13 protein-coding genes are annotated in these 13,634 nt (G+C 72.3%); 8 read left to right on the forward strand and 5 right to left on the reverse strand.

Annotated features, from left to right (window positions below; all coding sequences use genetic code 11):
- Positions 1-14: 14 nt before the first annotated feature.
- On the reverse strand, positions 15-608 hold the full coding sequence (locus ACSQ2D_RS08485) for a TIGR03086 family metal-binding protein (protein WP_435985517.1): 594 nt from the start codon (positions 606-608) through the stop codon (positions 15-17).
- Between the two features lie 81 nt (positions 609-689).
- Here ACSQ2D_RS08485 and ACSQ2D_RS08490 point away from each other — a divergent pair, with 81 nt between their 5' ends.
- The 4 genes from ACSQ2D_RS08490 (at position 690) to rpsT (ending at position 5,279) form a co-directional block, all read left to right on the forward strand.
- Positions 690-1,364: a TetR family transcriptional regulator gene (locus ACSQ2D_RS08490; protein ID WP_435985518.1), complete on the forward strand. Its 675-nt coding sequence runs from the start codon at positions 690-692 to the stop codon at positions 1,362-1,364.
- Positions 1,365-1,557: 193 nt separating this feature from the next.
- Positions 1,558-3,798, forward strand: coding sequence for an ATP-dependent DNA helicase (locus tag ACSQ2D_RS08495; RefSeq protein WP_435985519.1), 2,241 nt, complete (start codon positions 1,558-1,560; stop codon positions 3,796-3,798).
- A gap of 34 nt (positions 3,799-3,832) precedes the next feature.
- Positions 3,833-4,792 carry a DNA polymerase III subunit delta gene (holA, locus tag ACSQ2D_RS08500; RefSeq protein WP_435985520.1) on the forward strand — a complete coding sequence of 320 codons (960 nt, stop codon included), beginning with the start codon at positions 3,833-3,835 and terminating at the stop codon, positions 4,790-4,792.
- A gap of 226 nt (positions 4,793-5,018) precedes the next feature.
- Positions 5,019-5,279 (forward strand): 30S ribosomal protein S20, encoded by a 261-nt coding sequence (gene rpsT / locus ACSQ2D_RS08505; protein ID WP_020142594.1) that lies wholly within the window; start codon positions 5,019-5,021, stop codon positions 5,277-5,279.
- 60 nt (positions 5,280-5,339) lie between these two features.
- Here the strand turns inward: rpsT and ACSQ2D_RS08510 are convergent, their stop codons facing one another.
- Positions 5,340-5,885, reverse strand: a complete 546-nt coding sequence (locus ACSQ2D_RS08510; protein ID WP_435985521.1) for a type II toxin-antitoxin system PemK/MazF family toxin — start codon at positions 5,883-5,885, stop codon at positions 5,340-5,342.
- A gap of 123 nt (positions 5,886-6,008) precedes the next feature.
- Between ACSQ2D_RS08510 and ACSQ2D_RS08515 the strand changes: the two genes are divergently transcribed.
- Entirely contained in the window at positions 6,009-7,247 is a 1,239-nt protein-coding gene (locus ACSQ2D_RS08515; protein ID WP_435985522.1) for an MFS transporter, read from the forward strand.
- Between the two features lie 13 nt (positions 7,248-7,260).
- Here the strand turns inward: ACSQ2D_RS08515 and ACSQ2D_RS08520 are convergent, their stop codons facing one another.
- Together ACSQ2D_RS08520 and ACSQ2D_RS08525 are read right to left on the reverse strand one after the other, a co-directional pair.
- Positions 7,261-7,602 carry a cupin domain-containing protein gene (locus ACSQ2D_RS08520; RefSeq protein WP_435985523.1) on the reverse strand — a complete coding sequence of 114 codons (342 nt, stop codon included), beginning with the start codon at positions 7,600-7,602 and terminating at the stop codon, positions 7,261-7,263.
- The gene (locus tag ACSQ2D_RS08525) at positions 7,590-8,693 is read right to left on the reverse strand and encodes a M48 family metallopeptidase (RefSeq protein WP_435985524.1); all 1,104 of its coding nucleotides are present in this window, start codon (positions 8,691-8,693) and stop codon (positions 7,590-7,592) included. Before ACSQ2D_RS08525 ends, ACSQ2D_RS08520 begins: the two co-directional genes overlap by 13 nt.
- A gap of 207 nt (positions 8,694-8,900) precedes the next feature.
- On the opposite strand from ACSQ2D_RS08525, the gene lepA reads away from it, so the two are divergent.
- Both lepA and ACSQ2D_RS08535 read left to right on the forward strand, forming a co-directional pair.
- Positions 8,901-10,745: a translation elongation factor 4 gene (gene lepA / locus ACSQ2D_RS08530; RefSeq protein WP_435987835.1), complete on the forward strand. Its 1,845-nt coding sequence runs from the start codon at positions 8,901-8,903 to the stop codon at positions 10,743-10,745.
- A 124-nt stretch (positions 10,746-10,869) separates the two neighbouring features.
- The gene (locus ACSQ2D_RS08535; RefSeq protein ID WP_435985525.1) at positions 10,870-11,331 is read left to right on the forward strand and encodes a hotdog fold domain-containing protein; all 462 of its coding nucleotides are present in this window, start codon (positions 10,870-10,872) and stop codon (positions 11,329-11,331) included.
- 31 nt (positions 11,332-11,362) lie between these two features.
- Here the strand turns inward: ACSQ2D_RS08535 and ACSQ2D_RS08540 are convergent, their stop codons facing one another.
- Positions 11,363-12,193: a tyrosine-protein phosphatase gene (locus tag ACSQ2D_RS08540; RefSeq protein ID WP_435985526.1), complete on the reverse strand. Its 831-nt coding sequence runs from the start codon at positions 12,191-12,193 to the stop codon at positions 11,363-11,365.
- Positions 12,194-12,291: 98 nt separating this feature from the next.
- Here ACSQ2D_RS08540 and ACSQ2D_RS08545 point away from each other — a divergent pair, with 98 nt between their 5' ends.
- Positions 12,292-13,542, forward strand: a complete 1,251-nt coding sequence (locus ACSQ2D_RS08545; RefSeq protein ID WP_435985527.1) for an MFS transporter — start codon at positions 12,292-12,294, stop codon at positions 13,540-13,542.
- Positions 13,543-13,634 lie beyond the last annotated feature (92 nt).

Below are 13,634 nucleotides of genomic sequence, written 5' to 3' on the forward strand. Positions count from 1 at the left end.
GCGATCGGCTCGCCTCAGCGCGTGGGGGACCAGCGGGGATCGCGCCCGAGGTAGCGCAGCAGACGGTCGACGGCGTCCCCGTCGTCGCCGGGAAGCGCTGCGGCGTAGGCGAACCCGCGCAGCGGCTCGACGATCTCGAGGGCCACGGCATGCAGCTGCTCGGCCAGCACGGCGTCCACCGGGGACGGCTGCCCGGTCCCGACGGCGATGTCCCAGGCGTGCACGGCTGCGTCCAGCGCGCTGGCGCCGACGGCGACCGGGGCGGCCAGCCGTCCCTGCGGCAGCGGCACGGGGACGGCGGGGTCTGCGGCGTCGACGCGCGAGAAGGCGAGCCGGGCGGCCGCGAGCGGCGGGTCGAGCAGGTCGGGAGCGTCGGCCTCGAGAGCGCCGGTGGGGGAGAAGGGGTCGTATGCCGGGAAGTCGCCTTCGCCGAGGACCGCGGCGTAGGCCTGTTGGTCGCCGGCGGCGTGCTGCAGCACCTGTGCCACGGTCCACTCGGTGCACGGCGTGGGACCGTCCCACTGGTCGGTGCGGACCGCGGACACGGTGTCCCGCAGGGCGGTGTGCGCGGTGTCGAGGATGGTCCAGGCGGTCGGGGCGGCGTCCATGGGGTGACCTCTCTATCGGAATGATGCGTTCCGACCAAGATAACGGAACGAAGCGTTCCGTTCAAGTGCTACCGTCGGCGGATGACCAGCGACCGCCCGCAGGAGCCCAGCACTCACGCCGAACGGGCCCGTCCCCGACGAGGCCGCCAGGCCGAGGCCGCGCGCAACGACACGGCGATCCTCGAGGCGGCACGCGCGACGCTGCTTCGTGACCCGGAGGCGTCCATGGCCGCCGTGGCGCAGGCTGCCGGCGTCGGCGTCGGCGGCCTGTACCGCCGCTATGCCGGCCGTGACGAGCTGCTCCAGCAGGTGTGCGGGGACGGGCTTCGTCGTTTCGTGGAGCTGGCCGAGCAGTCACTCGCCGACGACGGCGACGCCTGGTCGTCCTTCGAGACGTTCCTGCGCCGCGTGGTCGAGGCCGACGTCCACGCCCTGACGGTCCGGCTCGCCGGCACGTTCAGGTCGACGGGCGAGCTGCGGGACCTGGCCGCGCGCAGCGGTGGGCTCGTCGACGCCCTGGTGCGCCGGGCGCAGGCTGCCGGTCGGCTGCGCCCCGACGTGGAGGCGGCGGACGTCCCGATGCTCCTCGAACAGCTGACGGCCGTGCGCGTCGAGGACCCCGAGCGGACCGCCGCCCTCCGGCGCCGCTACCTCGGCCTGCACCTCGACGCGCTCCGGGCGCCCGGGCCCTCTGTGCTCGACGCGACCGCGCCGACGGGAGCCGAGCTCGGCGAACGCTGGGCCCGAAGCCACTGAGTCGCCGGGTCGCTGAGTCGCCGGGTCGCCGAGTCGCCGAGTCGCCGAGTCGCCGAGTCGCCGAGTCGCCGAGTCGCCGAGTCGCCGAGTCGCGAGTGAGTGCCAGACCATCGAGGGCACGCCGGACCACGCGTCGCGCGCGGGCGGGGGACGGGTGGCACAGCAGGTCACCCCTGCGGCATACGCTGATCCAATGCCTCAGCGACCCGCGCTCGACGACCTCCTCCACGCCGCGGTGTCGGGGGTCGGCGGCGCCGAGCGTCCCGGGCAGGTCGAGATGGCCAAGGCCGTCGCCCACGCCATCGACGGCGGCGAGCACCTGCTCGTCCAGGCAGGGACCGGCACCGGCAAGTCGCTCGCCTACCTCGTGCCCGCCGTCGCGCACGCCTTCGAGGCGGGCAAGCCGGCCGTCGTCGCGACCGCGACCCTGGCGCTGCAGGCGCAGATCGTCGACCGCGACATGCCGCGCGTCGCCGACGCGCTCGCACCGGTGCTCGGGCGTCGACCGACCTACGCCCTCGTCAAGGGCCGGCGCAACTACGTGTGCCTCAACAAGCTCGAGGGTGGTTTCCCCGACGACGAGGACGGGCTGCTGTCGGTCGGCCAGGTCGACGCCGCCGTCGGGCGTCTCGGCCAGGAGGTCGTCCGGCTGCGCGAGTGGGCGAGCACGACCGACTCGGGCGACCGCGACGAGCTCGTCCCCGGCGTCTCCGAGCGCGCGTGGCGGCAGGTCTCGGTCTCGGCGCACGAGTGCATGGGTGGCAAGTGCCCGCTCGTCGCCGAGTGCTTCGTCGAGCGCGCCCGCGAGGCCGCCAAGGACGTCGACGTCATCGTCACGAACCACTCGTTCATGGCCATCGACTCCTTCGAGGGCCGGCAGATGCTGCCCGAGCACGACGTGCTCGTCGTCGACGAGGCGCACGAGCTCGTCGACCGCGTCACCGCGACGATCACCGACGAGCTGACCGGCACGATGGTCATGACGGCCGCCAAGAAGGCCGGCCGGATGTCCGAGAACACCGCCGCCCTCGACGAGGCGGGGGAGATGCTCGCCCTCGCGCTCGAGCCGCTCGAGGAGGGCCGGATGCTCGGCGTCCCCGACTCCGTCGGGCTCGCCCTCGCCCGGGTCCGCGACACCGCGCGCACCGTCCAGAGCGACCTCAAGCCACCCCCGGGCCAGGAGGCCGACGGAGCCCGCCAGGTGGCGCGCGCGGCCGTCGACGAGGTCCACGAGAACGCCGAGCGCATCCTCGAGGAGCGCGAGCTCGACGTCGTCTGGCTGAACCGCGACCAGCGCCGGGGTCCCGTCCTGCGCGTCGCGCCGATGAGCGTCGCGATGCTCGTGCGCGACAAGGTCTTCGAGGAGCGGACCGTCGTCCTGACGTCGGCGACGCTCGAGCTCGGAGGCTCGTTCGACGCCGTGGCCGGGACCATCGGGCTTCGCGGCGACGGCGCTCCGAAGTGGCAGGGCCTCGACGTCGGCAGTCCCTTCGACTACCCCAAGCAGGCCATCGCCTACGTCGCCGCGCACCTGCCGCCGCCGGGTCGCGACGGCGCCGGCGACGACACGCTCGACGAGATCGAGGAGCTCGTGCGTGCCGCGGGCGGGCGCACGCTCGGCCTCTTCTCCTCGATGCGCGCGGCCCAGACGGCCGCCGAGGTCATGCGCGCCCGCTTCGGCGACGACATCCCGGTCCTCTGCCAGGGGGAGGACCAGATCACGACCCTCGTGCGCCAGTTCGCGCGCGACCCGCGCACCTGTCTCTTCGGCACCCTGACGCTGTGGCAGGGCGTCGACGTGCCGGGCTCGTCGTGCCAGCTCGTCATCATCGACCGCATCCCGTTCCCGCGCCCCGACGACCCGCTCGCGTCGGCCCGGTCGCAGGCCATCGCGCGGATGGGCGGCAACGGCTTCATGGCGGTGTCGGCCACGCACGCCGCGCTCCGCCTCGCGCAGGGCGCCGGGCGTCTCGTGCGCCGGGCCGACGACCGCGGCGTCGTGGCCTTCCTCGACTCCCGGATGATGACGGCGAGGTATGCCGGCTTCCTCCAGCGCTCGCTGCCGCCCTTCTACCCGACGACCGACAAGACGATGGTGCTCGCGGCGCTCGCCCGGCTCGACGCGATGGCGCCGCCACCCGTCGCCGTCGAGGAGCCCGCCCTGCGCTCGCTCACGGGCGCCCGGTCCGACGCCGACGGCACCGAGCACCCGCGGCCGGTCGCGGTGGCCCCACCGGCTCCGGTCTCGTCGCGCAGCGCGGTCACGTCCGGCCACGCGTGGACGGACGAGCAGGACGAGGAGCTGCGTGACGCAGCCGAGGCCGGCATGCAGCTCGACGAGCTCGTCGACCACTTCGAGCTGCCCGAGGAGACGATCGCGGCCCGGGTCGAGCAGCTCGGGCTCACCATCGCCTCAGGTGCTCTCTTCGACTGACGGGACTGTCGCCCGGGCATGACAGAGTTGGGCCATGACCGACCCGGCCATCCTTCCCTTCGTGCTCGTGACCGGCCCCGAGGGCGTCCTCGTCGAGCGGGCCGTCGCCGGCGTCCTCGCCGGTGCCAGGGAGGCCGACGTCGAGGTGATCCGCATCGAGGCCGCCACCTACGAGTCCGGGGCCCTGCAGATGCACGCCAGCCCCTCGCTCTTCGGCGGCACCAAGACGATCGTCGTGCGCGACCTGCACGAGTCACCCGACGAGCTCCAGCTCGACCTGCTCGCGCTGCTCGCGGCCCCCGACCCCGACGTCGGCCTCGTCGTCGCGCACGGAGGAGGGGTGAAGGGCAAGAAGGTCCTCGACACGATGAAGAAGGCCGGCGCCCGCGTCATCGAGTGCCCGGCCGTCAAGACCGACCGCGACAAGACCGACTTCGTCATGAAGGAGTTCTCGGCGGCCCGGCGCAAGATCACGAGCGAGGGCGTGCGGGCGCTCATCGAGGCCGTGGGCAAGGACGTCCGCGAGCTCGCCGCCGCCTGCTCGCAGCTCGTCTCCGACACCGAGGGCACGATCGACGACGCCGTCGTCGACACCTACCACGGGGGCAAGGTCGAGGCCACCGGCTTCCGGGTCGCCGACGCGACGATCGCCGGGCACTCGGGCGAGGCGCTGCGCCTGCTCCGGCACGCCATCGCCACCGGCGTCGACCCCGTCCCGATCGTCGCCGTCATCGCCTCCCAGCTGCGCCAGCTCATCAAGGTCGGTGCGGCCGGCCGGGGCAGCTCGGCCCAGCTCGCCAAGAGCCTCGGCATGGCTCCCTGGCAGATCGACAAGGCCCGCCGCGCCGTCGGCCACTGGACCGCCGCCGGCCTCGCCGTCGCCGTGCAGGCCGTGGCCGCCGCCGACTTCGAGGTCAAGGGTGGCGGCCGCGACCCCGTCTACGCCGTCGAGCGGGCCATCCTCACCATCTCCCGGGCGCGGGCCGCCCGCTGAGCGCGCCCCCGCCGGGCGTCCGCGCGGACCGCGGCGGACGGCATACCTCCGGTTTGGTCGAGCGCACCGGCCGCTGGTAACTTTGTCCCTTGCGTGCGCGCTCAGGTCGTGCGCGCATGCATGCACCATCCAGAGCCGCTCACGCAGGGTGTCCCCACGCCCGGTCCCGAGCAGCTTTGCCGCCCTCTAACGGCAACCATCCGACCGAACGAAAGAAACCATCAACGTGGCAAACATCAAGTCGCAGCTCAAGCGCATCAAGACGAACGCGACGCGCACCGAGCGCAACAAGGCCGTCAAGAGCGAGCTTCGCACGTGGGTCCGCAAGGTCCGCGAGGCCACGGCCTCCGGCGACAAGGACGCTGCTGCCGAGGCCCTCAAGACCGCCTCGAAGAAGCTCGACAAGGCTGTCAGCAAGGGTGTCATCCACCAGAACCAGGCCGCCAACAAGAAGTCGGCCCTGGCGAAGAAGGTCGCGTCGCTCTGACGCACCACCCTCGCGCGTGAGCGGGCCCGTCACCTCGTGGTGACGGGCCCGATCTGCGTCTCAGCCGTGGTGGGCGCGCGCGGCGGCCACGACCTCGTCGTAGCGGTCCCGCGGGAGCACGGCTCCCTCGCGGCGCACCCCGTCGGGGTCGACGCGGACGAGCCGGTTGACCCGCACCTCGCTCGGGCGTCCGCGGCCGTCCCACGCGCCGGAGCCTATGTCGACCCACTCGCGGCCGGAGCGCCGCTCCTGCTGCTCGTCGCGGTCGTGGTCCTTGCTCGTCAGGGGCAGCGCCACGAGCCAGTCGCCGTCGCGACCGATGACGAGCACGGGACGGTCCTTGCCCTGGGTGTGGTCCTCCTCGTAGGGCACCCAGGTCCAGACGATCTCACCCGGGTCGGGCCGTCCGTCCGGGCGCGGCGCGTACGTCGCGTCGGGCACGCGTGTCGCGTCACCGGGGTAGGGCTTCGTGGCACCCGGAGGCGCCGCGGGGGCACCCGGCGGCACCGGGCTGCGACCGGCCGGTGGACGGGTGCGGGTCGTTGAGGACGTGGCCCGCACGAGGCCGCGCAGGCGACCGAGCAGGCGATCGAGGGTGCTGGACATGGGAATCACCGTAGCCGCGCCACCGTTACCGTTGAGGTCCGAGACCGGGTCGACGGCGATCCGCACCACGCCTTCCCGCGCCACCCCGTGGACGCCGACCGACGACCGAACCCGGAGAGCCCTGTGAGTCCCGCAGCACGCCGCACGACCCTCGCCATCCTCGCCATCGCGGTCGGCGGCTTCGCCATCGGCACGACGGAGTTCGTGACGATGGGCCTGCTGCCCCAGATCGCCGACGGGACCGGGGTCGGCATCGCCACCGCGGGTCACTACGTCTCCGCCTACGCCCTCGGCGTGGTGGTCGGTGCCCCGATCATCGCCATCGCCTTCGCCAAGGCGCCGCGCAAGGGCCTGCTCATGGGGCTCATGGCCTTCTTCGCCGTCGCGCACCTCGCCATCCTCGCGGCGAACACGTACCCGACCGTCATGGCCGCCCGGTTCCTCGCCGGTATGCCGCACGGTGCCTTCTTCGGCATCGGCTCGGTCGTCGCCGCCTCCCTCGTGTCGCACCAGCGCCGCACCGCGGCCGTCGCCGCCATCCTCGGCGGCCTGGGCGTCGCCAACGTCGTCGGCGTGCCCCTCGCGACCCTGCTCGGGCAGCGCTTCTCGTGGCACCTGCCCTACGTCCTCGTCGGCGCCATCGCGGCCTTGACGGTCGTGGCCATCGCGTTCTTCCTGCCGCACCAGCCGCCGAGCGGTGAGGAGTCGATGCGCGCCGAGATGCAGGCGCTGCGTCGGCCCCAGGTGTGGCTCGCGCTCCTCATCGGCGTCGTCGGCTTCGGCGGCATGTTCGCGATGTACTCCTTCATCACGCCGACCATGACCGAGCTCGCGGGGCTCGACGAGCGCTACATCCCCTGGGTGCTCGCGGCCTACGGCGTCGGCATGGTCGCCGGCATGGTGCTCAGCGGCCGCGTCGCCAACCGCGTCGGCGTGCTCAGGGGCATCATCGGGGCTCTGGCCGCCATCGCCGTGCTCCTCGCCCTCTTCGGGTGGGCCGCCCAGATCCTCTGGCTCGCGGTCGTCATGGTCTTCGTCCTGGGCCTGCTGCCCTCGATCGTCGTGCCGCTGCTCCAGACGCGCCTCATGGACGTCGCGCACGAGGGGCAGTCGCTCGCGGCCGCGCTCAACCACTCGACGCTCAACACCGCGAACGCCCTCGGCGCCTGGCTCGGCTCGATCGTGCTCGCCGCTGGCTGGGGCTACGGGGCGCCGAGTCTCGTGGGTGCCGGTCTCGCCGTGCTGGGTGTCGGCGTGGCCGTGCTCTCGGCGGTGCTCGAGCGCCGGTCCCGCGCCGCAGCGCCGGGCTCCGACCGTCAGGTCGAGCCCGCTGCCGTCGTGTCGGCCACGACGAACGCCTGACGGCCGGGGTCGCTCACTCGAGCCAGTCGGTGACGAAGCGGTCACTGGCGTGGATGTGGACCGCTTCGTAGCCGCCCGGCCCCGTGCGGAACCGGTGCGGTGTGCCAGCCGGCACGACGAGCACCTGACCGGCGTGTCCGAGGACCTCTTCCGTCCCGACCGTGAAGGTCGCCGACCCCCGCCGGATGATGAAGGTCTCGGCGTAGGGATGCCGGTGCAGGCGGGGTCCCACGCCCTCGCGCGTCGTCGACTCGAGGATGATGCTGATGCCCGCACCTCCGGGCAGCTCCTCGTAGTTCTCGGTCCAGTCCTCGCCGTCGTCGCGTCCGTCGGCCCGCTCGATCAGGGTCTCCATCGCTCGTCCTCTCGGTTCGGCGGCGGCGTCGTCGGGGCCGTCGCGTCGGGGTAGGGCGCGGGGACGCCCTCACTCCCACGTCGAACGGCGGGAACACCGTTCGACAGGGCGTCGACCGGGACGCCCTGCGTCACCTCCCGGCTCGGCACCGCCTCGGGGAGTGGCGTGGGCGAGAACCCGACCATCGCGGGGAGGGCGTACGCGCCGGGCGCGGCCGGAGCGCCCCACAGCCACGGCTCCCTCGGGCGCCAGAGCAGCCGTCCCGGACGGCGCCGGTCGCGCAGGGCGTGCATGCGCCACAGCAGCACCGGGTGGCTCGCCGCGGCGTTCGCGACCCAGACGAACAAGCCCGGCTCGGTGACGGCGCGGTCGGCCATCGCGTCGACGTCGACCGACCGGCCCAGGTACTTGCCCCCGGCGAGGGTCGCCATCGCCGACCGGGCGCCCTGGGGTGCGAGCGCGTGGCCGTAGTTGTCGGCGGTGTACTCCTGGGCCCGGCTCAGGGTCGACCCGACGAGCGGGATCCACTGCGAGGCGAACGTGCCGAGGATCCGCCAGTAGCTGACGTGGCCGGCGGCGATGTGGCCGACCTCGTGGGCGATGACGAACCGCAGCGCGTCGGGCTCTCGGGCCGCGCCGCCGACCTCGAGGAGGTCGCTGTGGATGAAGACGAAGCGACGGAACCCGTGTCCGGATGCCGCCGCGTTGATGACACCGTTGCCGAGCACGACGTACGCGTCCGGCACGTAGGAGAGTCCGGACCGGCCTGCGGCGTCGACGAGCATCGCGTACGCCTCGGGGAACTGCTCGGGGGTCAGCTTGATGCCGTTGAGCCGCTGCTGCGCCCACAGCTGCCCCCGCGCGAACCAGACGAGGATCGGGGCGAAGACGAGCGCGAGCGCGTAGACGTCGGGCGTGCGCTGCTCGTCGACGGCGGCCGACACCTCGGCGATGGCCGCCAGGAGCAGGAGCAGCGAGGCGATGATGGCGACGACGAGCGTCACGATCTCCCGAGGGTGCCGCACGTGACGGCGCAGCGGCAGGTGCGACCCGGGGGCCACGGGCAGGACCTGCATGGGTTGGGCGCGCATGGCCGCCATTGTGCGTCACGACCCGGGGCGGTGGTGGGCGCGGGCCGTGAGGGCGTGAGCGCCGGGACCCCAAAGCATGGGACACTGTGCTGGCTGCGGCGGCACCCCGAGCGATCCGAGCGATCCGAGCGACTCGAGCCCGCCCGCCCACCGACCAGCACCATCCCCGTCACCCTGACTCTGCGAGGTTCGTCCCACGTGTCGCCCATGGCCCGCTCCGCGTTGGCACCCAACGCAACGCCGCCGGACCTGATCCGCAACTTCTGCATCATCGCGCACATCGACCACGGCAAGTCCACGCTGGCCGACCGCATGCTGCAGCTGACCGGCGTCGTCGACGCGCGCGCCATGCGCGCGCAGTACCTCGACCGCATGGACATCGAGCGCGAGCGCGGCATCACGATCAAGAGCCAGGCCGTGCGGATGCCGTGGGAGCTCGACGGCACGACGTACGCCCTCAACATGATCGACACCCCGGGGCACGTCGACTTCACCTACGAGGTGTCCCGGTCGCTCGCCGCGTGCGAGGGTGCCGTGCTCCTCGTCGACGCCGCCCAGGGCATCGAGGCGCAGACTCTCGCGAACCTCTACCTCGCGATGGAGAACGACCTCTCGATCATCCCGGTCCTCAACAAGATCGACCTGCCCGCGGCCCAGCCGGAGAAGTACGCCGAGGAGCTGGCCAAGCTCATCGGCTGCGAGCCCGAGGACTGCCTCCGGGTCTCCGGCAAGACCGGCGCGGGCGTCGAGCCGCTGCTCGACAAGATCGTCCGCACCCTGCCGGCCCCGGTGGGTGACCCCGACGCCCCGGCACGCGCGATGATCTTCGACTCGGTCTACGACACGTACCGCGGCGTCGTGACCTACGTCCGCGTCGTCGACGGCAACCTCAGCCCGCGCGAGAAGATCGTCATGATGTCGACCCGGGCCACCCACGAGCTCCTCGAGATCGGCGTCATCAGCCCCGAGCCGGTCCCCGGCAAGGGCCTCGGCGTCGGCGAGGTCGGCTACCTCATCACCGGGGTCAAGGACGTGCGCCAGTCGCGCGTCGGCGACACGGTGACCAACGCGAGCAAGCCGGCGACGAAGGACCTCGGCGGCTACCGCGACCCCAAGCCGATGGTCTTCTCCGGCCTCTATCCCATCGACGGCTCGGACTACCCGGACCTGCGCGACGCGCTCGACAAGCTCAAGCTCAACGACGCCGCGCTCGTCTACGAGCCAGAGACGTCGGCAGCGCTGGGCTTCGGCTTCCGCGTCGGCTTCCTCGGCCTGCTGCACCTCGAGATCGTCCGTGAGCGGCTCGAGCGCGAGTTCGACCTCGACCTCATCTCGACCCAGCCCAACGTCGTCTACGACGTCACGATGGACGACGGCAAGTCCGTCCACGTGACCAACCCGAGCGAGTACCCCGACGGCAAGATCCGCGAGGTGAGCGAGCCGGTCGTGCGCGCCACGATCCTCGCGCCGTCGGAGTTCGTCGGCGCGATCATGGAGCTGTGCCAGCAGAAGCGCGGCAACCTCCGCGGCATGGACTACCTCTCCGAGGACCGTGTCGAGATGCGCTACACGCTGCCGCTCGCCGAGATCGTCTTCGACTTCTTCGACCAGCTGAAGTCGCGCACCCGCGGGTACGCCTCGCTCGACTACGAGCCCGACGGCGAGCAGGTCGCCGACCTCGTCAAGGTCGAGATCCTGCTCCAGGGCGAGACCGTCGACGCGTTCTCGGCGATCGTCCACAAGGACAAGGCGTACGCCTACGGCGTCATGATGGCGAGCAAGCTCAAGGACCTCATCCCGCGCCAGCAGTTCGAGGTCCCGATCCAGGCCGCCATCGGGTCGCGCATCATCGCCCGCGAGAACATCCGCGCCATCCGCAAGGACGTGCTCGCCAAGTGCTACGGCGGCGACATCAGCCGCAAGCGCAAGCTCCTCGAGAAGCAGAAGGAGGGCAAGAAGCGCATGAAGATGGTCGGACGGGTCGAGGTGCCGCAGGAGGCCTTCGTCGCTGCCCTCTCGAGCGACGGCGACAAGGGCGACAAGAAGAAGTAGCCGAGGCCGCAGCCCTCCGGTGCGCTCGGGGGCGCTCGCGTGCGCTCGGGAGCGGACGGCATACGGCGTACGTCACCGTGGGTGTCCGGTGACGACAGGGTTACCTGTCGGTAACCTGACCGGCATGACGAACGCCTACGCGCTCTACCGCCGTCTCGAGCACCGTCCCTTCGGCAAGCGGGTCTTCGCCCGGGCGTTCACGGCCGCGGCGCCCTACTTCGCCACGGTGCGTCCGAGGGTCGTCGACGTGGCGCCCGACCGGGCCGTCGTCGTGGTGCCCAAGCGGCGCCGGGTGCACAACCACATCGGCACGGTCCACGCCATCGCGGCCTGCAACGGTCTCGAGGCGGCGATGGGACTGCTGGCCGAGGCGAGCATCCCGCCCACCCATCGCTGGATCCCGCGCGGCATGGAGGTGCGTTACCTCGCGAAGTCCACGTCCGACCTCACGTGCACGGCCGAGACCGACCCGCAGGTGTGGCGCGACGGGCGGGCGGAGGTGCCGGTGCGCGTCACGGCCACCCGGGCCGACGGTGTCGTGACGGTCGAGGGCACGATCCACCTCTACGTCAGCCCTCGCGGCTGACGGCTCTGCCCGCGACCCCGGGTCGCGGCTCTCAGGCCTCGAGGAGCTTGCGGCGCAGGCGCTCCGTGTCGGCCGCCGTCCAGCCCTGGGCGTCGAGCCAGCCCATCGGACCGCCGTAGCGCTCGTCGAGCGCGGCGAGCAGCAGGCGCATCGTGTCGGTGGTCGGCGACTGCTGGGCCACCGTCTTGTCCTTGAGGTTGGCGGCGTAGGCCTCCTTGGCGCGCAGCCGCTCCATGATCGCGGCGACGCGCTCGGCCGACGCCGCGTAGTCGGCGACGACGAGGTCGTCGGGCACCCCGACGACCTTGAGCGCGAGTCCGACGACGGTGCCGGTGCGGTCCTTGCCGGCGGCGCAGTGCACGACCGCGGCGCCCTCGCTCGTCGCGATGGCGTGCAGGGCCGCCACGACCGAGTCGGGACGGCTCGCGAGGTAGCTGAGGTAGTGCTCCGACCAGAACTGGTCGTGGCTGGGGCCGTGGCCCTCGCCCCGCGCGGCGGCCGCTGCGGCTGCGGCGTCTCGGCGCTCGTCGGTCTCCCAGGGCAGGGCGCGCTCCGCGGCCGGGATGCCGGACTCCGTCGTGTCCTCGCGGTAGAGCGTGTGGTGGTGGTGACGTATGCCGTCCAGCGTGCGGAGCGGGCCGTCGCCCTCCTTGGCGACCTCGACGTCGGTGCGCAGGTCCACGACGTCGCTGACGCCGTAGCGGTTGACGAGGGCGTCGACGGAGCCCGGGGTGAGGTCCTGGAGGTTGTCGGAGCGCAGCAGCCGACGGGGCCGGACGGTGTCGCCGTCGGCTGTCACCATGCCTCCCAGGTCACGCATGTTGACGACGCCGTCGAGCTCGATCCAGTTGGGGCTGTACACCCCAGCACCATATGCGACGGCCGAAAACGAGTTGCACCGATGTGCCCAGCGCCATATATCTTGACGTCGAGATAAGTGCGGGGACGAGAGAGAGTGCCATGACGTCGACGACGACCCGACCGCTGACCCACCGCGGCATCCCGGTGGACCGTGACCTGCGCATCCTCGCGCTGGGCTCGTTCGCCAACCGGTTCGGCGCCGGGGCCGTCCTGACGACGAGCGCCCTCTACTTCACCCGCCAGGTCGGCTTCAGCGCCACCGAGGTGGCGCTCGCGATGTCGGTGTCGGCCGTGGTCGGCATCGTCGTCCAGGTGCCGGCGGGCCACCTCGGCGACACCCGCGGCCCCCGCCAGGTGCTCACGGCGTTCATGGTCGGGGCCGCCGTCTTCAGCGCGCCGCCGGTCCTGGCCACGACCCCGTGGATGCTCGCGCTGCTGCTCGGCGTCCTCGCGTTCTTCGAGCGCGGGGCCGGCGCGGTCAACCAGGGCGTCATCGCCCAGCTCGCCACCGGCGGGCGTGGCGTGCTCTTCAAGGCCTATCTCCGCGCCGTGACGAACACCGCGCTCGGTCTCGGGTCGGTGTTCGGGGGCGCCGCGCTCATCATCGACGAGCGGTGGGCCTACGTCACCGTCTTCGTGCTCAACGCCCTCTTCACCGGCCTTGCGGCCTGGAACTCGACGCGCCTGCCGGACCTCGCCCCGCACGAGCGAGCCGCCGGCGAGCCACGTCTGGCGGTCATCCGGGACTGGCCCTACGTCGTCATCACCGTCATCACCGGGCTCTTCTCGCTGCACTTCTTCGTCATGGAGCTCGGGCTGGCCCTCTACGTCTCGGCCCACACGTCGGCCCCCACGGTCATGGTGGCCGTCCTGCTCGTCATCAACACCGCCGCCGTCGCGCTCTTCCAGGTCCGGCTCTCGCGCCGGGCCGACTCGGTCGTGGCCGGCGCCCGGGCGCTCGTGCGAGGGGCGTGGTGGATCGCAGCCGGCTTCGCGATCGTCGCCCTCGCCGACCGCGGCTCGATGTGGCTCGCTATCGCTGCCCTCGTCGCCGGCTCGCTCGTGCACGTCGTCGGCGAGATGATCGGCTCCGGTGGTCAGTGGGGGCTGCAGATGGGGCTCGCTCCGCACGAACGGCAAGGCCAGTACCAGGGCTTCGCCGGACTCGGCTTCAGCGTGCTCGCCGTCGTCGCCCCGCCCGTCGTCACCTACCTGTGCGTCGACCTCGGTGAGACGGGCTGGCTCGTCCTGGCGGCCTTCATGGTCGTCATCGCCCTGGTGTCGGTCCCCGCCGCGAGGTGGGCGCTCGCCTCCCGGGCCCGCTACGGCGTCACGACGCACTCGGGCTGAGCGCGTCCTGCGAGCTCTCCGACAAGAGACCCGTCCTGGCGTCCGGGTGGGTGCGGGCGTGCTTGGATGTCCCCTGTGCCAGCCACACGCCT

It is taken from the genome of Terrabacter sp. LjRoot27 (assembly GCF_964254175.1).
Taxonomy (GTDB): Bacteria; Actinomycetota; Actinomycetes; order Actinomycetales; family Dermatophilaceae; genus Terrabacter.

Excerpts from the sequence above, each read along its gene's own strand:
- ACSQ2D_RS08485 (WP_435985517.1), bottom strand. The coding sequence starts at position 608 with ATGGACGCCGCCCCGACCGCCTGGACCATCCTCGACACCGCGCACACC.
- ACSQ2D_RS08490 (WP_435985518.1), top strand. The coding sequence starts at position 690 with ATGACCAGCGACCGCCCGCAGGAGCCCAGCACTCACGCCGAACGGGCC.
- ACSQ2D_RS08495 (WP_435985519.1), top strand. The coding sequence starts at position 1,558 with ATGCCTCAGCGACCCGCGCTCGACGACCTCCTCCACGCCGCGGTGTCG.
- holA (WP_435985520.1), top strand. The coding sequence starts at position 3,833 with ATGACCGACCCGGCCATCCTTCCCTTCGTGCTCGTGACCGGCCCCGAG.
- ACSQ2D_RS08510 (WP_435985521.1), bottom strand. The coding sequence starts at position 5,885 with ATGTCCAGCACCCTCGATCGCCTGCTCGGTCGCCTGCGCGGCCTCGTG.
- ACSQ2D_RS08520 (WP_435985523.1), bottom strand. The coding sequence starts at position 7,602 with ATGGAGACCCTGATCGAGCGGGCCGACGGACGCGACGACGGCGAGGAC.
- ACSQ2D_RS08525 (WP_435985524.1), bottom strand. The coding sequence starts at position 8,693 with ATGCGCGCCCAACCCATGCAGGTCCTGCCCGTGGCCCCCGGGTCGCAC.
- lepA (WP_435987835.1), top strand. The coding sequence starts at position 8,901 with ATGGCCCGCTCCGCGTTGGCACCCAACGCAACGCCGCCGGACCTGATC.
- ACSQ2D_RS08535 (WP_435985525.1), top strand. The coding sequence starts at position 10,870 with ATGACGAACGCCTACGCGCTCTACCGCCGTCTCGAGCACCGTCCCTTC.
- ACSQ2D_RS08545 (WP_435985527.1), top strand. The coding sequence starts at position 12,292 with ATGACGTCGACGACGACCCGACCGCTGACCCACCGCGGCATCCCGGTG.